The sequence below is a fragment of the Shinella sp. genome, assembly GCF_035998705.1.
GTDB lineage: Bacteria > Pseudomonadota > Alphaproteobacteria > Rhizobiales > Rhizobiaceae > Shinella.
Genome location: NZ_DASYHH010000017.1, coordinates 17,494 through 37,106 on the forward strand (window position 1 = coordinate 17,494; position 19,613 = coordinate 37,106).

Genomic DNA, 19,613 nt, shown 5'->3' on the forward strand with positions numbered 1-19,613 from the left:
AAAGTGCCGATCGCTGATCAGAATGGGGGTACGAGAGGGTGCACGATGAAGAATCTGATCAACGAGCTGAGAGTACCAGGTGAACGCTATCGCCTGCTGGGCGGCGTTGGCATGTCCTGCGGCTTTTTCGCGCCGATGGTCTATTTGGACAAAGACTACCTTTATAAGGCCTTCGGCACGATCTGGACGTGGGAATGGCTGGCCTATCCCCACGTGTTCCTCGCCCTCGCAAACATGTTGATTTATGTTCACATGTCCGACAGCAGCAAGCAGCCCGACGCTGAGTGGGAGCGCCCGGTGATGTACCGGGCTATCTCCTTCTCGGCATTCATCTGGTGGTCCTGTTGGCTCGCCGCGCATCTCAAGGTTTGACCTTCTTGCCGGCCTCGTAGAAGTCCTTACGGGCCTCGTTCATTACCTTCAGCTCCTCGGCGTCCAGGGCTTCGAGTTCCTTGGCCATCTTGGCAGGATCCATCTTGCTACCCTTGACCTTCCTGCGGTCCTTGTTGATGGCGCGCCGCTGCTTCTCGGCCCAATCGAATGTCGGGATTGCCTTGATCTCGTGCGCGTGATCCTTCTCGAAATCAGCAGGCACTCTGCCTTCGGCCTCGTAAGATTTGAGCTGACCCTTGATTTCCTGCACCCGCTCACGTTGGCCGTAATACTCACCGCGGCGCCCATCCTCATCGACCGATCCATAGAATGAGCGGACCCAAGGGGTTTTCTTCGGCTCGAAATCAAGGCTGGCCGCCCGCTGTGCCGTCTCGGCTGTCTGCGAAACGAAGCGACCAATGCCCCCCGTGAAGAAGCCCCATAGGTGCTCCAGCGCGTCAGGATAGATATCGACCATGCCTGGCACGATATCGTCACCACCGGTAAGCTCGTTCATCTCCTCCGTCGTCATTTTGAACGCGGGGTGTGTGCTCTTGAAAGCCGTGTGGCTTTTCGGCGCCGGGCTTTGATCGAAGGGGTTGCCTTCGGGATAGATCGGGGTGCCGAAGAAGTTTTCGTTCATGCCAAGATCCCAAGCGGGATCAAACATGGTCGGCATGACCATGCTCATAATCGATCCTGAGCCCATCGGGTTGAAGGCGTCGATCGCGACACGCGTGCTGTCGATGACGGCCGGCAGGGCGTCCTTCTCACCCATCGAAACTGCCGCGCCCTGGGTTCCGAGATGCCAGAAGGCGTTGAAGCCAAAGCCGAGCGGCATGGACAGATAATCCGTCGTGCCCGGAAGGAAGAACACGGCCTGTCGCTCCAGCTTCCAAGGCTCGTTGCGAAGCATCTTCAGGTAGGCGTTTTCACCATCATCGTCGTCGCCGGCCATTGTGGCGTTCCAGACGTGCTGCATGAATCCGCCGAGCATGAACGTGGCTGCGGCGCCTCGCACCTTCGGGGATTTCGCCAGTGCCTTCGCCACGTTGTAATTGCCCTGTACCGCGGCATTGAAGAACACGTAGAGCGCGTTTGCCTGGGGACTGAACTCGCCTTTTTTCTGGAAATCGACCGTGAGGTCTCGAGCGAGGAACGCTGCCTGCTTGGCCGTTTTCTGCTGATATTTGCGTGCTGCGGCGAAGACAGAGAGGCGCAGGCCGTTCTCGCCCGTGTCGTTCAGATCCTCGACGAGCTTCACGAAGGATCGCCACCGGGCGCCGGCACCGGCATTGCCACGGCCGGCCCGCTGAAGGTCCTTCTGCACCTTGGCAAGCGTCTCCTCGATCGTCTTGTACTGGTCGAAGCTGATTTTGCCGCCAGCGGACATGTAGTCCTTCAGCAGGTTGTCCCACTCGCCAGTGCCCGGCCGACCGCGTGCATGCCGCCATAGTGCCGCCCATGCCTGTGGGATTCCGCCAGCAATGCGAGCCACCTGCGCCGCCGAGAAGCCCTTACCAAGGGCGAGCACCGTACCCGCCTGAAAGTCGCGGATGATGTTGATCGGCACGAATGCCGGGTTGGCGCGCGTGTTAATGATGGACTGCCAGTTCGAGACCGACCGGAATGCCTTCATGATGAAGCCGGTCACTTCGTCCACGCTCATCTTGCGTAGCGCGAGGCCCACCTTCGGGTCCTTGAAGCGGACGTAATAAGTCTTACCGCCGATCTTCGCCGCCATCACGTCGTCGCGGGTGCGGAAGGGATTGCCTACCTTCTGGCTCTTCACGATCCCGTCGGCGCCGAGCACGCGCTTGTAGACGTCAGGCACCCGCACGATGTCGGGCACGATGGTCGTATCCTTGGCCGCGGGATCATCCGACCAGTAAACCTCAGCGATGCTCTCGCCCTTCGGGTCGAACTCGTTGATGAACCGCATCACGGCGGTGGCCACCTTGTTTTTCTCTTGGCGGATGATGGAGCGCTCCGCGTCGGCGATGGCGTTGACGATCACGTTGTCGGCCTCGGCGAACCGGCCCAGCGCCGTTTTGCTCTCGTCGCCTCGCACGTCGAAGCCTCGACCGGCACCGGGGAGGAAGTTGCCCTCCTCGTCCATACCGTCCTGGCCCTTCAACGGGACGTAATGCTCCCATTGCTTTGTGAGGAGATCGTAGGTTTCCGTGGAGATCAGGCCCGCCTTGCGCTGTTCCTGGAGGCCCGCGTCGAGCATGTCGCGCATCAGGCGGCCGGCGCGACGGATGTGGTGGAATTTCGCCCGATCGGCGGCAAGCTCCTTGATGGTCTCGCGCGCCTTGTTCGTCGACCAGCCCGAAGCCCCGACAATCGAAGGGTCTGTGACGGCCTTGCGAAGCTGGCTTCCTTCCTCGTTGCGCATGCCGACCACGCGGTTCCGCTCGGGGACATGCATGGCATAGAGGTAGCGGTGCAACTCCTCGAGCGTGGCCCCTCCCTTCACCAGCTCCTCAATCATGGGCTGGGTGTACATGGCGTCAATCTGCTGGATCTGGTGGCGCATGGTTCCTTCAGACAGGCGAGCCGTCTGGTACGCGTCGTTCAGGTCATTCAGCGGGACGCCCACGCTCTCCTGCATCATGCGGAGCGGGTGGAGGTAGTCCACGAGCCGGCGGTGCGCATAGTCCGATAAGGACTCGCCGTCCTCGGCATGGCCGCGCTGCTTGCTGTCGATCGTCTTGACGCTCTTCACCAGCTTTTTACCGGCATCGCCAATCGTCTTCTTGAGCCGCTCGCCGAGCAAAGCCTTTGGCGCGTCCTGCGGGCGCTTGACGGCGGGCACTCGCTCCACAAGGGAATAGGACCTATCATCTTTGCCCTGGAGCGGCTCGGTGGCGCGCTTCTGCATCTTGCCGGTCTTCGCCTCAGCGAACACGTCCTCGCTCGTCCTGTAGCCGTTCCGGGTCAGGAAGTTGCCGACCCGGCGCAAAGCGGTCCGGATCTTCTCCCATACCCGTCGAATGCCAATGTGCGGCTGAGGTCCGTCGGCTTGTTTTCCGTCTTGCCGTTCGGACCAAATCGCAAAGGCCTCTGCCTCGATCTCCTTCGGGCTCATCTTGCCGGCCTGATCCTTGCGGCCCTCCGTGGAAGCGACGATCTTGCGCAGGCGATCGGTCTCGGCTGATAGCACGTTCCGCTCTCGATCGGTCATGAACACACGCTGGATGCGGTGGAACGCCTCGTGATAGGCGGCCTTGTCCGATGCGGTATCAAGTGCGAGCGTGATGGCGTCTCGCGTCGGGTCGTAGAAGCCTGCCGCCGTGGTCGGAGCGTTCGAGCCCCAGCCCGGGGCGCCGTCGGGGAGCTTGATGCTGTCTGCCCATTGGACTTCCGATAGGCCGGAAACGTCGCGCACGATGCCGGTAAGGCGCTCTTGCTCGGACTTCGGTATGCGATAGGCCGGCATCTCGCCGACTTCGCTCCAGCCGCCTGGGTCGACGCTCTTGCCTTTGGCGTCCCAGAACATTAGATTTAGCGGGCTGGCGCCAGCGTCCAAGCTTCCTGAACCGGAGCGATCCTGTTCACCGCGAGTTATCCGCGGAGCGCCAGTCCTCCCCTCTTCGACACGCGGCTCAATGTCATCGGATCGTGCATCGCGATCGGTGGTGAAGTCGTACTGGAACTCGCCCTCTGCCGTCTTGTGCACCGAGACCGCCAGCACATGCTTCTTGCCCTCGAGCGAGACAGGAGCGGAGATGACCAGTCGCTCGGCGACGTTCGGCTTGCTGCCCGGCTCGCGCAGGACCACCTTGCCCTTCTTGATGATTTCCGGGATGCAGGGGATGCATCGCAGCAGGACATCGCCCTTGCCGCCATAGGTGCTCTTATCGCGGCCACGGCGGTTGAAGCTGACGACCGTGCCGTCCTGCATGGTGACCGTCTCACCGCGAAGGTTCTCGTCGTACCACCGCCTGGCCGCCGCGCGCAGCGCCGGCATGTCATCGGCGCCTTTGAAGTCCATCAACTCCGTGCCCGTGAGCGTGGCGACCGGCTTCTCGTCTATCGGTGGCTCTTCCTCGGTCTGGTACTGCCGATCGTCTTTCGGCTGACGTGCGCGGTCCACGAGGTCGGTCTGGTCTCGATCATCGCTGAACAGACCATCAGGTTCCTTCTGCGCGGCCTTCGCCTTCATGGGCGCGTCTGCCTTGCGCTGCGCCGCGTCGGCCGCGCTGATGCGCTCGGCACCGGGAATAACCAGTTGCGATTTGCCATCAGCTCCAGACTCCTCAAGTTGAGGAGTTACCGGATCCAGGCCACCGACCTGCTCCGGATCGAACGCGATCCAGACGCGATGCTTCACGCCCTTGGAAGCCTTATGCCGACCGCCGCCGATATGGGTCACGCCGTCATGGCCCATCGAGCGCAAGCCGTCCTGCATGATCTCCGCGCCCTCGTAATCGGAGATCAATTCATTTCCGAGGTTTTCTTCCACCTCACGATAGGCGGCCTCATTGGTCGCGTAGACCAGCACGCTGGCCCGGTCGAAGTATTCGGGGAATGCCTTCTCCCACGCGGCGACGTCGGCCGGCGCATCCATGTCAAGCGGATTCGAAACAGTCAGGGAGGCACGGTAGACCGTGGGCTTATCGCCCCTGCCCTTGCGGGTGTATTCCAGCGCTATATCGGGGCTTTCGGTGAAGTAGCCACCGGAGCCGAAGAGACCGTATCGGCCGCCGTACGTGTCGAAGCTGTCGAAGCCACCGCTGGACGTGCCGTGATAGACGGTCTCGGGAACCGCCGGGACGCGGTAGGGTGTCAGCCCTTCGCGTTGGCCTTCGCTTTCGGCTTGTTCTGCGCCTTCCTTCCGACCTTCGCGACGAACCGCTCCAGTTCGGCCGCCTTCTCCAGCACGGCCTTCCGTTCCGGGTCCTTCTCCTCGAAGGCCTGATGCTTGATCAGCCGAGCCGCTTTCAGATGCTGTTCCGGGGTATGCCGCATTGGTTTCGTCTCCGAAGAATGGAATGTTTGGCTCGACATAGACCTGGATGGCGTTGCGCGTGGCAAACTCCGCCGATGCCGATTCTACCGCAGCTTCATAAGTCGCGCCACTGGCTACCCGCTCTGCAACCGATGCGGAGTATTCGTCACCGATCTCGCCCGGGTAGCCATCGTCCTTCAGGCGGTACATGACCCGATCGCGCGCCACTGCCTCGCGGTCTGCCGGATCGATGCCGGCCATGTCGTCCGTCTGCGCGTCCTCGTCGAGCGTAAACCCTGGGGGAAGTGCTGGAAGCTCCTGCTCTCCAAACCGCTCGCCGTCTGCCTTGCGGTTCCGCTCCGAGTGCCAGCGCTCCGCCCAGTCGCCATCCTGCTGAGAGAATGTGGTGCGGTTCGATCGGGCGTCCCTGTCGAGCATGTCGTACAGGTCCGAGAGGCTGGAGCCTTCCGGCAGATAACCGGCCTCCTCTGCCGCCTCACGGGCCGCGTCAGGCGTCATCCCGTTTCTGCGGACCACGGGGCCAGCGCCGACGACAAAGCCCGCACTGCGGTCCCGTAGGCCGATGGCGCGCAGCTCGCCGGTCTGCTCCTGAATGCCACCGCTCTTCGCGATGAATTCGAGTATGCTGTCCGGCTTCTTCACCGCGCCTTTCGCGTTGGCCGGATAGCCGTCTTCCGTGGTGCGCTGGTCCGGCTTGCCGTAGCGCAGGGGCTGGGTGGTGTCTCCCTCGGCCACCCACTTCCGAAACTGAGAGATGGACATGGGCGTTATGGCGCCGATCCGCTCCCGGCCGCGTCCGTCCGAAAACGCGCTGGCGTAGAGGTCACGGGCTTCGGCGAGCGAGTTCGCGCCCAGCACCGCCTTGTGCTCATCGAAGCGGCGCCCGCCATCGGCCTTCTGGTCTACGACATAGACGCGCTTGGACGCTGGATTGTCGCCCACGTAGACGTCGAGGTGATCACCGTCCGCACCCTTGCTGCGCTTGATGTAGCCATAGGCCGCCGGCAATTGGGATTCCCACCGCTCACCGGACAGGGAGGTGCCGCGACGGGTCGAGCCCTTCGGGTTCTCAATGGTGACATCGAGGCCACCTACCTTCACATGGCCCTTACGATAGTTGCCGGCCGCGGCCTGCGCCTCGGTGGGTTCCACATTCACCCGCTGGCCAGCAACCTCCATGTCCGCGGGCTGCTCGACGCGCACCGGCCTTGCCCTGCTGCCGGCGTTCGGATCGGCCTGAGCTACCTCCTCGCTGGCGGCGGCCGCAGCTTCCCGCTCCAGTTCATCAAGTACCCGACTATCCTGCTCGACATTGGCAAGCTCGGTATCGAGTGCCTGTTCGTCAAGCACGGGCTCTGCCTCTACCGGTAGGGGCGTGGCATCTGCGTTCGGCTGGACGGATTCTGCCTCGAGGTTCGTCGGCCGAATCTCCTCGTCTCGCGTTGTGACTTCCGAAAAATCTTCGCGAGCCGGCCGATACTCGCCTGCCACCTGGATCATGCGAGGGTTGACGCGCACGCCAGCGGATCGAGCTTCCTCAACCTGAGCGGCCACTTCCTCGGGGGACATAGCGTCAATGTCGGCATCCGGCACCATAGAACGGCGGAGAATGGCGCGCTGCTCGGCTGTGGCAGGTCCGAGGACGGCAGTTTCAGGGTCGGGTGTTCGTGTGACACGAATACCCTCATCGCCACCGGCCGGCGTTGGCTGGGTGTCGGTACTGTCTGCTGCCTCGTCGCTCGGCTGCGCGCCAGCAATGCGCGGTCCTTTGTCCACGTCAATTGTGGGCATATCGTCCAAGGTGAAACCCTCGGGAAGCGCTGGGATAGCCTCGCCTTCAACCTGCGCCTCGGCTTCGACCTGTTCGTTCGCGGGCCTGCCACGAACGGCATTGACGGCGCCCGAGGCGGCCATTTCGCCGCCCTTCATCGTGCCACCTACTGCCGCGCCGACTGCCGCTGCCTCAAGGACGCCTTCGGAAATATCCTGATCGGGTCGATAGACGTAGCGGGCAATGATGTTCTGCGCAGCCTGCTGCGCGGCTTCCTGGCCGCCTTCTACCGCGGCCTGCGCAACCACCTTTCCGATGGCCCCGATGACGCGGCCCATATGTGGCAGAGGGATACGCTCCAGCAGCGTTTCCATCGGAACCTGCTCGGTAAGGCCTGGAAGCTGTCCGTACCTGGCCGCCTGCATGATCTGCTCTTTGGTCGCGCCGGCTTGTATGGCCTTGTCGACGGCCTCGCCCGAACTAGCGTAGGAGCCGGCACCGGCACCGACGGCACCGCCCGCGAGAGGACCAAGTGCGCCAGCGGCAAGGAATGGGACCGTGGAGCCAAGACCCTCGGAAATCGAGCGCGTCCAAGTATCCTCGTAGGACTTCGCTGCGGCGAACTTGTCCTTGGCGAATTGCTGCATCTTCCGGCCGGTCTTGAAGATCGGGACGTCTTCCAGCTCCTGCTTGGGAAGGACGTCAAGCGGAACGGTATCAGCCTCCGGCGTGTCGATGCCGTTGCGGATGTTCGTTGCCTTGACGAGAAGGTTGATCTCGTTGCCGCCTCGTACGCCCGTCATCGCCTTCTTCTGGAAAGCTGCCCACTCGTCCGCGTTCATATCCTTGACGCGGGGAAGCTGTGCGACGAGTTCCGCGTAGACCGTTTCCTCGGTGGGCGAACGGGCCTCATTGGCGCCAACGCCTTTCAGCATCGTGCCGACAACGTTCGTGGCACCTGCTGCAACCCCCTTGCCGATCTCCGAGAATACGCCCGCGTCATCGGCCTCGGCAGCGACACCGGCAGGCTCGTCCAGCTTGAAGCCGGGCGGCAGTGCCGGAATATCTCCAACGGCCTTCACCGGGTCGAGCGTGAAGCCGGCCGGAAGCGCTGGTATATCGTCGTCGGTTGTGAAGCCCCCCGGAAGCTGGGCAGTCTCAGGGCGAGCGACAGGGACCGGGATCTTCTGTCCCGGCATCAGTTCGAAAGGATTTGCCATTGGTTCTTACCGCGCCAGCGGCTCCCATGTGCCGTTCCGCAGAATCAATTTCTCGCCGTTCGGGCCGGTCGCGGTGCGCTCGCCGCCCGAGAGCGCGGACCCACCGGAGAGGGTTTGCCCGGCATTTCCTTCGGCGGCATCGGCGCCGGTGATCTCCCGCGTTAACCGGGCTCGCTCCGTCTCGATGATGAGCGCTCGCTTTTCGGGATCACGCTCATTCTCTGCGGCCGCTTGAGAAAGGCGCTCGATCTGGATCTTGTCTCCCGTGGACAAACCCTTCGTCCTCGCAAGGCGCTCTGTGTCGGCCTTTGTCTTTGCGATGTCAGCCTTGCTTTTCTCAAGGCCCATCTCTGTGGTTTGCTGCTGCCGAGCATCGTTGCGCTTACGCAGGTCATGTTCAGCATCCCATTGGCGCTGATCAACATCTGCCTTCCGCTCAGCGAGGGCGCGCTCATAGTCCAACTTTTCCTGCTCCCTCTGGAGCTTAGCGGTCGCCGCCTCCTGGTCGCTGAAATACTTCTGGGCGCCGCCGAATCCCTTCGCTATCGCGCTCCACTTGCTGTCATGAGCGCCGCTTTCGGTCGCCATGCCGGCAGCGGCCGCGCGCAGCCGGTTTTTGAACTCGTCCGCGGGCATACCGAAAATGCTCTGGATGCCAGCGGGCACCGCATTTTGGGGCGACTTGTATCTCTCCGCCTCAGCGCTCACGACCTCTGATGGGCGTGCCTGTTGGGTCTGCTGAGGCGTATTGCCACCGAGAACCGAGGATAGGAATTCCATAATACCGGCCATGTCGTTCGTCCCTCACTTCCTCAGAAAAAGCCGCCGAGGCCAGAGCTGATCACCTTCCAGAGGTCGGTGTCATTGCTCTGCTTCTCCGAGGACGTTTTGGTGTAATTGCTCGTGCCATTCAGCGCAGCGAGGAGGTCCAGCGCGTCATCATATTTCTTGCTGTTGATGGCCTTGATGAAGTCCTCTTGCGTCTTTCGACGCTTCTCCTCGTTATCGCGAACGACCGTGCCCGCGTTGTAGAGGGCGTCGTTGATATCGGTGAACTTGTTGTAGAGGTTGTCGCCGATGCCGACGATGCCGGTGGCAGCGGTTCCCAGCCGGTCGGTCGCTATATCCTTGGCCCGCGAGTTGAACTGATCGGCATTCAACTTGCGGTCCTGGCCCGCGTTGTAGGAGTTGAGGTTTGTCATCGCTGCCTCAAGGGCGCGGTTCGTATTGCCGGTCTCCATCGTGTCGCGCCGGCCGATATCCGAGGCGCGCTGGCCCATCGCCGTATTGTAGGCGTCGGAGTAGACCCGGTTTGTCGCGTCGCCGACCGCCTCATTGGTGCGCGAGGACTGCTCGCCCTCCATAATACCATGACGGGCGTCGCCGAACGCGCCGGACATCTGCGCCATACCGCCGATGCGGTTCTTCTGCCGCTGGTCCTCCTGCTGCAGTTCACGGATGACAGGCGAGAGCACCCGGTCGGTGTACGGGTTCATGTAACTGTCGATCGAGCCCAGCCAGCCGTTCTCGTCGACAAGGCGCTCGGTGGAGATGTTCTTCGGCGCTGCCATCTTGCCGCCGGAATAATCGCCGCTGATCGTGTTCGGCCCGGCCTTGGCATACTGGTCCCACATGCCCTTGGCCTGATCCAGATGGAACATTTTGCCAAGGTCTTGATTCGCCAGCCACGCAACGTTGCCGATCGCGTCCGTCTGGAGCTTCGACATCTCGGTCCACAGGGACTCGCCGTCGCGGCTGCCGTAGATGTAATTATCTTTCGAGCCCAACCAGTCCTCGATATCCTTCAAGGACTTTTTCGTCGGGTCCTCCAGCCAGTCGGGAACGCCGGTGGTCGTCTTTGTCGTGTTCCCCATCTGCTCAGCCCTTCCTTACTTCGCCGGCCCTCAGATCGAGGACAAGGGTTCCGATGAAGTTGGCGACGTCCGTCATTGTCGCCGTCGCGCCGTCGAGGGTCCGTAGGGGTACGATGTTCTCCGGCGAGAAGGCGGTCGCAATGACGCGCTGGTCGTTCTCGCGGCTCGCTGTCTGGATCTCCGCAAGCGCTGCGGCCACAAACCGCATTTCCGGCGTCAGTATGACTGGAGAGCGTGGGGGCTCGGGGAGGTAAACCGGGCGCATGTCGGTCCTTTTTGCTCGAAGCGATCTTCGAAAAGGACAGCACCACAAGCCGTCTGGCTTGGGGAGAGGGTGAATTCTGGTCTATTCTCCGGTTTAGGGGTCTATTCCGGCGAAGTGGAAATAACGGGCGACGTCGGGATTGAACCGGTCGCCCTCGCGTAGCTTTTCCAACGCGTCATAGTCGCCGTGGAGCACCATCTCTAAACCTATCCGGCTTACATCGATGCGGGATCCCATGCCGGCCTGCCGGCCTATGCCATGCTCCGCAACCCATTTGCGGACCACCTTCACATCATAGCGGGCGTAGTCGGCTGCTGCCTTCAGGCTCATGACCTCGTTCGGCCGGCAAAGAATCGGCTTCACTCGAGAGGCTGGGAATGGGCTCAAGCCGCGCGCTCCTCCTGAGCCGGTGCGTTCTTGACGGGCGACGGCTTTGCTGCGCAATCTATTGTGGAAATCAATCGGTGCTGGCTCGCGTTACCGCACGAGCCAGCACCTACCATCCCTAAGTGTTTAGACCACCTGGAGACGATTGTGACGAAAGAACCCTTTGAGGTAGGGAATTCCCAACTGCCTTCAACCGAACTCGCGATGCCCGCAGGCGTCAGGCAGCCTACTCCGCCCACGCCAGTCAGGTACGCTCCTGTGCTATCCGCAGGCCAGGGAGAGAGAAGCGGCGGCGTTCGGCAGCCGAGTGGCGGTGGCGTGGGTGCGGGTCCGGGTCCACGCCAGCCAGCGGCACCGACACCGAGGCCCGTTCCGCCGCCGAGCAAAAAGTGAGCATGTAGATGAATCGCGAACTGGTACGTTTCAACGTCCTCCGCAATGCGCTGTATCACACGTCGCGCCGGCTGACATTCGATCGCTGGAATCGCTGGTTCAACTTCGTCGTGATAGTTCTGGGCGCCACCGCTATGACCGACTGGCTTGAAGGCTTTGGCATCGCCATGTCTCAAAGCATTTTTGGTGTAGCCGTGGCGGCCGTAGGCGCGGCGTCGCTCGTTTTTGACTTTGCAGGGAAAGCTAGGGACCACCAGAGTCTGCAACGCGAGTACTACCATCTGCTTGCAGAGATTGAGGGTAACCTTGACCCTACACCGCAGGATCTCGCGTCGTGGCAAAGCGCAATGATTCGAGTCGCCGGCGACGAGCCGCCTACTCTGCGTGCACTGGATGCGAAGGCATACAACGATGCACTCGGTGCCACGGAGATATTTGACCTCGGGCAAAGGATTCACATTCCTTGGCTTCATCGTTTCCTTGGCGCGGTCTGGGCATACGAAGGCTACGATTACAAAAAAGTGTGCGAGCTTCCTGGTTACCAGCAGCCTCACCACGATTAAGTGCGCGACTGCCGGAACGTACGGAGTCGAGGAATGGCACGGATATCTCACTCAGCTACCTCATCTTCGGGCTTGTCCAAGTCCTCCGGCCTCCCGAAGAGATTGTCGGCTACCCAGTCGCTGAAGCGCTGAAGAAATTCTCGGTCGGCTCCGGTGGCCTGATCAATCATCCTGCCTACCGGCGTCTTCCCGGGGGTCCACTCATCGCCGGTTGTCTTTCTGTAAGCGGCCAGCGTCTTTTCATCGCCTATGGCCCAATGTACGCACCCCATGAAGTCAGGAAGCATGAAATGCTCATCCCATGCGGTGACTATGGTCGGCTTGCTCATAGACGGCTCCCGTGAAAGTCGCGGTGGCGAAGGTCGGATTTCTGCTCGCTCGCCCTGATATGCTGGCCTTGATTACGATCGATCCAGCGCCATGCCTTGGCGTTCGTGTCGAATGGGCCCGCCACCTCTTGTTCACGGGAAACGACGAACCACTTGCCGTCTCGCTGAGCCGGGGTCACGCCGCGCCTCGCTTCAACGTCACGAGTTCGCCATTCCGAATAGGAAATGGGTAAGGCTGGGCAGCAATCTTGCTGATGAGCGCCGGCTTGATGTCGATTATCTTCGCTGTGGGCCGGCTTTCCGCCCATTCGAGAAGGTCGAGCTGTTTCATGCTGCACCTCGCATTGAGTTGTTGTCCCATTGTTCGATATCAAACGGAAACAGGTCGCCGGCCATTAAAGTTCGAAGCCGTTGCTCCAGCTCTCGTTGCGGGCACCCTCTCTCCACAAGAAAGCGAGTGCCGGCCGCGGCAGTTTCAGGCACCGGAAACGCATTGCTAGCTCGCGTATACGTACCCCCTCTACCCTTTTCAGGAGCCCGGGAATCTGGATCTCGTTCTGGGGCTGGATCTGAATATGGTTCTGGTTCTGGTTCTGGTTGCTTAGGCTTAGCTTTCTGTTCGGAAAAGCTATGCTTATAGCTTTGCTTTTCATCGCGGCGTGGACGGCCGCCCTTTTTACCCGCTTCAACTCGGGCAAGGTGCTTCTCCTCGGCCTCGTCTCTTTGAGCCTCCAGCTTAGGATCTCGCCAACCGTCTTCGAACAGCGGCCCGATCGAAGGCATGATGTCCCGCCATTGATCTGGCGCCACTTTCGCAATGCGCGCCAACCGCTCATCATCGGTCGGCAGGCTCCCGAAGCGCCAGTAGTGCATCTTGAGGAGGATGTACGAGCCGAACTCAGCCGGCGTCATGTGCGACGTGTTCGACAGCTCATCCCCTATGTACAGCTTCATCCAGTGGAGATGGTTCACCGTTCGGCCCTCCGAGAATTTGCGCTGGCCTCTGAAGCAAGGTATTCTGCGCCGGTCCAAAGCGTTTGATATCTGGCCCTGTCGATTTGCCGATCGGCAGGGCCTTTCCGTGCCTGGCGGTAAATCGCCGGCATCCGGGTGCTGCACGCTGTCATGCATCGTTCCTTTCATCGTCTCGGGAGGGGTTTGCCCGGTAATGCTGGGCGAGCGCGATGGCTTTGCACGCTTCGACCGCGCTGAGATCGAAGCGGCTCTTGAGCGCTGGGACGGCCGGATGCGGCGGCTCTGCCTGCTCGGCAAGCCACCGGGCGGCTCCGTCCACCTTGGCGCTGGTGACTGGTTCACTCATGCGCTGCCGGTCCCAGCGGCGTCGAGGATCGGGATGTCGCCATTCGGTTTCAACTGGTTTTGCGTGTAGACCGCGATCCCTTGCACGTCCTCTTGGCTGGGGCTGTAGGCCATCGGAACCCGCGTGCCATCGGTAAGGAGAAGATCGACCGCCCAGAGGTTTGCCGGCAGAGCGATTGAATAGGATCGAGAGATGCCGTGCTCGTCTTCCAGGGTAACTCGGACAGGCCGGAAAAACGCGACCTCTATGGCTGAGGTAACGGCATTGGCATCACGCTCACCCGTGGCGCGGTCGATCGCGCTATTCATCACCGTGTTCGGATCTTTGAAGAGGAAAAGCCCATCGCTCATGCCCGGCCCGCCTTTGGCGTATTGATCACAGGGACATTGAAGGTAGCCTTACCCCACTCAGCGATGCGCTCGACGTCGCCCTGGTCGGTAGAGATCGCGAGAGTTGCCCGGTTGCCGTCATCGAGAAGCAGGTCCACAGCCCATGCAAAGTCCCTGCACATACGGCCATAGCTGCGCTCAACCCCCGCCTCGTCTGTAACTGTGACGCTCCCGACCTTGAAAACAGTGACTTCAACAGCCGTGGGCATTCCATCGACATGGACTTCGGCAATTGCCAAGTTGACGATCGTGCTGTCGGAGAAGATCAGTTGAGGAGAGTTCATGCGCGGGCACCCCGCGTCAGGTCGGCTATCTCGGCCACACCGAAGTCGCGCTTGCAGGCTTCCGCCTCGTACTGGGCGAGCTGATAGTTTCGCCCGCTCCACATGGAAAGCCTTGCGCCACGCGCGTCGATAAGATCAACGAAGAACGTCAGACGACCGGCAGCGTAAGGGATTGTGCGCCGGCCTGTATTGTCGATGACGGTGATCGAGGTCACGAAGCCACTGTCTATTTCGACATGGCTCCATACCTGCTGGGCGGACTGAGCGCTCATCAGGCGGCTGTCTCCAGAAAGAAGGCAAGTAGCGTGTTGCGCTCTGCAACCCAGCGGCCGCCAACTTTTTTGGCCGGAAGCTCACCCTTTTGAAGCATATGGAACGTTTGGCGCGGTGACCTGCCAATAAGCTTCGCGATCTCTTCAACCTCCCAGATGAGGTCGATTTTCGTCTCAGTATCAGCCATGAATTTGCCTCTCGTCGATGGCATCGATAGATGTTATGGCTGGTAGCCACTTGCCAATAATGGCTAGTAGCTGGTATTGCGTCAACCCCTATCCCGTGGCTGATAGCCATCATGAGCAAAAAACCTATAGTCCAACCTCAAGACAAATACGTCCTTCGCATGCCGGACGGGCTTCGAGATCGTATCAAGGCTTACGCTGAGCGGCAGGGCACGAGCATGAACCACGAGATTATCCGCGTCCTGGAACGCGAGTGGCCAATGCAGTGGCCCGTGGACGATCGACTGGAAGAGTTAGGGAAGATGCTTGACATTTTGAGTGCTGGCCGGGGCGACCCCCGACTAGATGAATTCGTCAGCAGGTTCGAGGAGACGGTCAATGGGATCGTTTCCGGGCGAGTGACCGGTGTTGATGCTGAGACGCGCGAAGCAGTGCGAGAGCTTTGGGAATCATACCGTCAGCGCGAAGATGAAGCAGCTTTCCACCAGGCCGTCGACGAGCAGGCCGACAATTTCACCGAGGAAGAAGTCGAGGCGTTTGAACTGACCGGCAACTACGAGAAGTATGCTGTTCCACCTCCAAAGAGACCAGACCCGTTCAAGGACGGCCTACATCTCATGGAAATCATTCCCCGCGGACCACTGTCCGAAATTGTCGAACGGCTTAGCAAGGGCGACACCGAAGGGGCTGCGGAGATTGTCCGTAAAATACCGAAAGATGAAATTGAAAGGCGTTTAGCGTTCCAAGCTCTCTCAACGTTCGAGCAGGATCGCCTTCGACGAGATCCGAATGAGGAGATCCCCGAGTTGAACTACGACCCCTTCAAACTCCCGGAGTAGCCCTCCATGTCTGTCCGCAAACGCACATGGACCACGCCGAAGGGCGAAGAGAAATCAGCCTGGGTGGTCGACTACTTCGACACTACGGGCAAGCGCAGGCTGAAAACCTTCAAACTGAAGAAGGCGGCGGATGCTTTCGCAGCCACTGCCTCCGTAGAGGTCAGAGAAGGCGTTCACGTCGCCGACAGCGCAACGGTGACCATAGAGGAGGCTGGCAAGCTGTGGCTCCTGTCTGGGGATGCGGCGAGCCTGGAGCGCACCACGCTCGATCAGCGACGGCAGCACCTTAATCTGCATATCAAACCTCTGGCAGGCTCGACCAAGCTCACGAAAGTTACCGCCCCCTGGGTCCGCTCTTTTCAGGATGATCTACGAGGCAAAGGCTGCTCTGCGGCGATGGTGAAGAGGATTACCGTAAGTCTCGGCAGCATCCTCGCGGATGCCCAAGGTCGCGGCCTCGTAGTGCGCAATGCGGTTCATGAACTCTCTAAGGCCAGATCCGGCACCAAAGCATCTGATAAGCGGTCGAAAGCAAAACTCAGAGTGGGGACCGACATCCCAACCAACGCTGAAATCCGCGCCATCCTAGATGCCGCCACTGGTCGGTATCGACCGCTTCTGGTCACGATGATCTTTACCGGGATACGGGCGAGTGAAGCGCGAGGCCTCCGGTGGGAAGACGTCGACCTCGTGAAGGCGGCCCTTCACGTTCGCCAGCGCGCGGACCGATATGGTGTTGTTGGCATGCCCAAATCCGAAGCGGGTCAGCGAACAGTACCGCTCCCCCCTTTCGCCGTGAACACGCTCAAGGAATGGAAACTGGCCTGCCCCAAGAGCGAGGCGGGGCTGGTCTTCCCTAACACAGCAGGCAACATCGAGTATCACCAGAACATGCTGCAGAGGGGCTTGTGGCCAACTCAAGCCGCGGCGGGGTTGATGGTGCCGACTGAAAGGAAGGACGAAGATGGGAACCCCATCATGGCTCCGAAGTATTCCGGCTTCCATGCGCTGCGCCACTGGTACGCATCCTGGTGCATCAACCGCAAGGCGGATGGCGGGCTAGAATTGACGGCCAAAGCTGTCCAATCTCGGATGGGGCACAGTTCCATCCAGGTCACCTTCGATACCTATGGCCACCTCTTCCCAGCACAAGACGAAGGCGCCGAAATGGCTGCTGCCGAACAGGCCCTTTTTGCCGTCAGTGCGACATGAGTGCGACATGCGTCGAAAATCCCCTTATAGGTCAGCGATAAAGGAAACACTCTGACTCCGTTAATCTTGGTTCGAATCCAGGTTCCCCAGCCAATCTCTTCTCCCGTATATTTTCCCCTTGCCTATCAGAATGCTGTTAGCATTCGCGGGGAACCGTGCCGGATTGCGGTTGCAATCGGGGGTCGGGTTGCTAGTTGACACATGAAATCGCGGATTGGTGCCGAAAGTTGTTGTCGATGATGTGCATGCGGCGGTGGTTTGCCGACAAATTTGGCGGGGCTTTTGCTTGAGCGACGTGGGGGCGCCACGGCAAGGGTTTCGCGGCGAAAGCGATGGGCGGCCGGCGGCCTCGAGGGCGTTTTTGCGCCGGCTTCGGCTTTGGACCGGGCTGGTCCTGTTTCTCTATGCGACGATGCATCTTCTGAACCAGGCGTTCGGCATCCGCTCCGTGGAGGCCATGGACATGGCGAGCCTGGTGCTTTTCGACCCGTGGCAGAGCGCGCCGGGACGGGTGCTGCTCTACGGTTCGATGAGCGTTCATGCCGCGCTCGGCTTGCGCGCGCTCTACCGGCGGCGGCATTTGCGGCTGCCTCCGGTCGATGCGGTGCAGCTGATCCTCGGCCTTGCGATACCCGCCGTGCTCTTCGCCCATGCCGGTTCGATCGCCTATCTGAAGAGCGTTTATGGCGCCCGGGTCGGGTTCGACAAGATCATCTATGCGCTGTGGGTCGCCAATCCCCAGATCGGCCTGCCGCGGCAGTTGCTGCTGATCCTCGCCGTGTGGATTCACGGCTGTCTCGGCGTGCGGGCCTGGCTTCGGACGAAACAATGGTATGCGCGCCATGTTCCGGTCCTGATGTCGCTCGCGACGCTCGTGCCTGTGCTGGCGATCCTCGGCTTCGTCAATGCCGGGCTGGACATGCGCGCGCTCGCGGCCCTCGGCATCGACTACCTGTCGCCCGGGGCTTACGAAGCACCCGGCTCGGTGGCCGCCAACGCGACGGCGCAGGCCAGTGCGATCGCCGACCGCATTACCCTCGCTTACCTCGCGCTGCTCGGCGGCATCCTCGTGCTGCGTTTGGCGCGCGACTGGCATTCCTCGCGGTTCAGCTCGGTCAAGATCACCTATCCCGGCCCGCGCACCGTCTCCGTCCCGGTCGGGTTCAGCGTGCTGGAGGCGAGCCGCTGGTGCGGCATCCCGCACGCCTCCGTCTGCGGCGGTCGCGGCCGGTGCTCGACCTGTCGCATCGAGATCGTCGCCGGCGGGGAGGCCTTGCCGGCCGCGGCGGGCGATGAAGAGCGCCTGTTGCGGCGGATCGGGGCGCCGCCGTCGATCCGGCTCGCCTGCCAGATCCGGCCCCAACACGACCTCGCCGTCGTGCCGCTGGTGCATTCCGCCACCGCGGCGCAGACGAAGGGCGGCGCGTTCGCGCAGGTTGCCTCGGCCCGCCGGGAAACCGAGGTGGCAGCACTGTTCGTCGATCTGCGCCAATCCACCCGGCTTGCCGACGACCGCCTGCCCTATGACACCTTCTTCATCGTCGAGCGCTACATCAAGGCGGTCTCCACGGCCGTGCGGGAAAGCGGCGGCCATGTCACCAACATTGCCGGCGATGGCGTGATGAGCGTCTTCGGCGCGGACGGCCCGACGCATGATGCGGCGCGCGACGCCTTTCGCGCCGCCCTGCTTCTGTGGGAGGGCATCGATGCCTTGAACCAGGACCTGCACCAGGAGCTGAACGAGCCCCTGCGGGTCGGCATCGGCCTGCATGTCGGGGTCGCGGTCGTCGGCACCGAATGGACGGGCGGCCTGGAGGGCATGCCGTTCCTCGGCGATACCGGCAATGTCGCGGCGCGCCTGGAGGCGCAGACCAAGCGGCTGGACGCCATCATGGTCGCCTCCAGGGAAGCGATCCTGATGGCCGCCGGCCGGGAGCAGACGTTCGAATTCGCGCCCGTGCTGCTGGCCGGCAAACAGGAGCCTATCGAGGTCGCGTGTTTTCGCGAAAGCGAGGAGCTTCGTTTGCTCCTCGGTGCTCCTGTGGCCGGCTAACTCTCCACCACAGAAATTGCCGGCACTCTTGTCAGCGGTTTGCCCGACTGGCAGGTTGCACATGTCGATTCACACCTGCACGGAGGGGACACCCATGGCGCATAAGTTCGAGATCTACAAGGACAAGGCTGGCGAGTTTCGCGTTCGCTTCAAGTACAACAGCGAAGTGATGTTCTCCACGGAAGGCTATTCCAGCAAGGCGAGCGCCCAGAACGCCATCGATTCGATCAAGAAGAACGGCCCCGGCGCGCCCGTCGAAGACACGACGACAGCGCAGGCCTGATCGGGTCCAACCCTGGAAAAGCCCGCCATCGGCGGGCTTTTTGTCGTTCAGAAGGTCGGCGGCGTACAGGCGCTGATGACCTCGCAGGGCACCGGGCCGACGCAGCGGAAGCGGTGCGGCCGGCGGCTTTCGAAATAATAGGCATCACCCGGGCCGAGGATGCGGCGCTCGTCGTCGACGGTCACCTCCAGCCGACCGGAGAGCACGATGCCGCCCTCCTCGCCATCATGCACCAGCGGCACCTTTCCGGTGTCGGCGCCGGGCTGGTAGCACTCCTTCAGGATCTGCAGGCTGCGGCCGAACAGATTGTCGCCGACCTGGCGGAAGGAGATCGGGCCCTTGCCGATCTCGACCAGTTCGTCCGACCGGTAGAACGCCTTTTTCGGCCGGTCCGGCTCGAAGGCGAAGAATTCCGCCAACCCGATGGGGATGCCGTCGAGGATGCGCTTCAGCGCGCCGACGGACGGGTTGGAGGCGTTCGATTCGATCAGCGAGATCGTCGAATTGGTGACGCCGGCGCGTTTGGCAAGCTCGCGCTGCGACAGATTGTGGGCGAGACGCAGATGGCGCAGCCTGCCGCCGATATCGACCGACATGATCTTTCCTGTTCTAGATGTTCGGAATA

General features: G+C 61.4%; 20 protein-coding genes. 6 read left to right on the plus strand and 14 right to left on the minus strand.

The annotated features are described in order from the left end of the window. The first annotated feature begins 45 nt into the window (after window positions 1–45). The gene (locus tag VGN93_RS13305; RefSeq protein ID WP_327507879.1) at window positions 46–372 is read left to right on the plus strand and encodes a hypothetical protein; all 327 of its coding nucleotides are present in this window, start codon (window positions 46–48) and stop codon (window positions 370–372) included. Here the strand turns inward: VGN93_RS13305 and VGN93_RS13310 are convergent. From VGN93_RS13310 to VGN93_RS13330, 5 genes are all read right to left on the minus strand, one after another. Next, a complete protein-coding gene (locus VGN93_RS13310; RefSeq protein WP_327507880.1) occupies window positions 362–8,338 on the minus strand; it encodes an LPD38 domain-containing protein in 7,977 nt (2,658 codons plus the stop codon). The two genes, VGN93_RS13305 and VGN93_RS13310, sit on opposite strands and share 11 nt — an antisense overlap. A gap of 6 nt (window positions 8,339–8,344) precedes the next feature. Next, on the minus strand, window positions 8,345–9,130 hold the full coding sequence (locus VGN93_RS13315) for a hypothetical protein (protein WP_327507881.1): 786 nt from the start codon (window positions 9,128–9,130) through the stop codon (window positions 8,345–8,347). Between the two features lie 20 nt (window positions 9,131–9,150). Beyond that, window positions 9,151–10,212 carry a hypothetical protein gene (locus VGN93_RS13320; RefSeq protein ID WP_327507882.1) on the minus strand — a complete coding sequence of 354 codons (1,062 nt, stop codon included), beginning with the start codon at window positions 10,210–10,212 and terminating at the stop codon, window positions 9,151–9,153. Between the two features lie 4 nt (window positions 10,213–10,216). Then, entirely contained in the window at window positions 10,217–10,411 is a 195-nt protein-coding gene (locus VGN93_RS13325) for a hypothetical protein (protein WP_327507883.1), read from the minus strand. Window positions 10,412–10,570: 159 nt separating this feature from the next. Continuing rightward, window positions 10,571–10,807, minus strand: a complete 237-nt coding sequence (locus VGN93_RS13330; RefSeq protein ID WP_327507884.1) for a hypothetical protein — start codon at window positions 10,805–10,807, stop codon at window positions 10,571–10,573. 458 nt (window positions 10,808–11,265) lie between these two features. Between VGN93_RS13330 and VGN93_RS13335 the strand changes: the two genes are divergently transcribed. Continuing rightward, complete coding sequence (locus VGN93_RS13335) at window positions 11,266–11,820, plus strand: hypothetical protein (protein WP_327507885.1); 555 nt, start codon at window positions 11,266–11,268, stop codon at window positions 11,818–11,820. Window positions 11,821–11,867: 47 nt separating this feature from the next. Here the strand turns inward: VGN93_RS13335 and VGN93_RS13340 are convergent, their stop codons facing one another. The 8 genes from VGN93_RS13340 to VGN93_RS13375 form a co-directional block, all read right to left on the minus strand. After that, entirely contained in the window at window positions 11,868–12,149 is a 282-nt protein-coding gene (locus tag VGN93_RS13340) for a hypothetical protein (RefSeq protein WP_327507886.1), read from the minus strand. 175 nt (window positions 12,150–12,324) lie between these two features. Next, complete coding sequence (locus VGN93_RS13345; RefSeq protein ID WP_327507887.1) at window positions 12,325–12,480, minus strand: hypothetical protein; 156 nt, start codon at window positions 12,478–12,480, stop codon at window positions 12,325–12,327. After that, entirely contained in the window at window positions 12,477–13,121 is a 645-nt protein-coding gene (locus VGN93_RS13350) for a DUF1376 domain-containing protein (protein WP_327507888.1), read from the minus strand. The genes VGN93_RS13345 and VGN93_RS13350 overlap by 4 nt, the downstream gene beginning before the upstream one ends. A 151-nt stretch (window positions 13,122–13,272) precedes the next feature. Then, window positions 13,273–13,470, minus strand: coding sequence for a hypothetical protein (locus VGN93_RS13355; protein WP_327507889.1), 198 nt, complete (start codon window positions 13,468–13,470; stop codon window positions 13,273–13,275). Beyond that, window positions 13,467–13,820 carry a hypothetical protein gene (locus tag VGN93_RS13360; protein WP_327507890.1) on the minus strand — a complete coding sequence of 118 codons (354 nt, stop codon included), beginning with the start codon at window positions 13,818–13,820 and terminating at the stop codon, window positions 13,467–13,469. Before VGN93_RS13360 ends, VGN93_RS13355 begins: the two co-directional genes overlap by 4 nt. Further along, a complete protein-coding gene (locus tag VGN93_RS13365) occupies window positions 13,817–14,143 on the minus strand; it encodes a hypothetical protein (RefSeq protein WP_327507891.1) in 327 nt (108 codons plus the stop codon). The genes VGN93_RS13360 and VGN93_RS13365 overlap by 4 nt, the downstream gene beginning before the upstream one ends. Beyond that, window positions 14,140–14,415: a hypothetical protein gene (locus VGN93_RS13370; protein WP_327507892.1), complete on the minus strand. Its 276-nt coding sequence runs from the start codon at window positions 14,413–14,415 to the stop codon at window positions 14,140–14,142. The genes VGN93_RS13365 and VGN93_RS13370 overlap by 4 nt, the downstream gene beginning before the upstream one ends. Then, the gene (locus VGN93_RS13375) at window positions 14,415–14,603 is read right to left on the minus strand and encodes a DNA-binding protein (protein WP_327507893.1); all 189 of its coding nucleotides are present in this window, start codon (window positions 14,601–14,603) and stop codon (window positions 14,415–14,417) included. The genes VGN93_RS13370 and VGN93_RS13375 overlap by 1 nt, the downstream gene beginning before the upstream one ends. 111 nt (window positions 14,604–14,714) lie before the next feature. Between VGN93_RS13375 and VGN93_RS13380 the strand changes: the two genes are divergently transcribed. The 4 genes from VGN93_RS13380 (at window position 14,715) to VGN93_RS13395 (ending at window position 18,988) form a co-directional block, all read left to right on the plus strand. After that, window positions 14,715–15,440 (plus strand): Arc family DNA-binding protein, encoded by a 726-nt coding sequence (locus VGN93_RS13380; protein ID WP_327507894.1) that lies wholly within the window; start codon window positions 14,715–14,717, stop codon window positions 15,438–15,440. A gap of 6 nt (window positions 15,441–15,446) precedes the next feature. Further along, window positions 15,447–16,652: a tyrosine-type recombinase/integrase gene (locus VGN93_RS13385; RefSeq protein WP_327507895.1), complete on the plus strand. Its 1,206-nt coding sequence runs from the start codon at window positions 15,447–15,449 to the stop codon at window positions 16,650–16,652. Window positions 16,653–16,947: 295 nt separating this feature from the next. After that, complete coding sequence (locus tag VGN93_RS13390; RefSeq protein ID WP_327507968.1) at window positions 16,948–18,705, plus strand: adenylate/guanylate cyclase domain-containing protein; 1,758 nt, start codon at window positions 16,948–16,950, stop codon at window positions 18,703–18,705. A gap of 94 nt (window positions 18,706–18,799) precedes the next feature. Next, on the plus strand, window positions 18,800–18,988 hold the full coding sequence (locus tag VGN93_RS13395) for a YegP family protein (RefSeq protein WP_256118448.1): 189 nt from the start codon (window positions 18,800–18,802) through the stop codon (window positions 18,986–18,988). Window positions 18,989–19,035: 47 nt separating this feature from the next. Here the strand turns inward: VGN93_RS13395 and VGN93_RS13400 are convergent, their stop codons facing one another. Beyond that, entirely contained in the window at window positions 19,036–19,584 is a 549-nt protein-coding gene (locus tag VGN93_RS13400) for a cupin domain-containing protein (RefSeq protein WP_256118447.1), read from the minus strand. Between the last annotated feature and the right edge of the window lie 29 nt (window positions 19,585–19,613).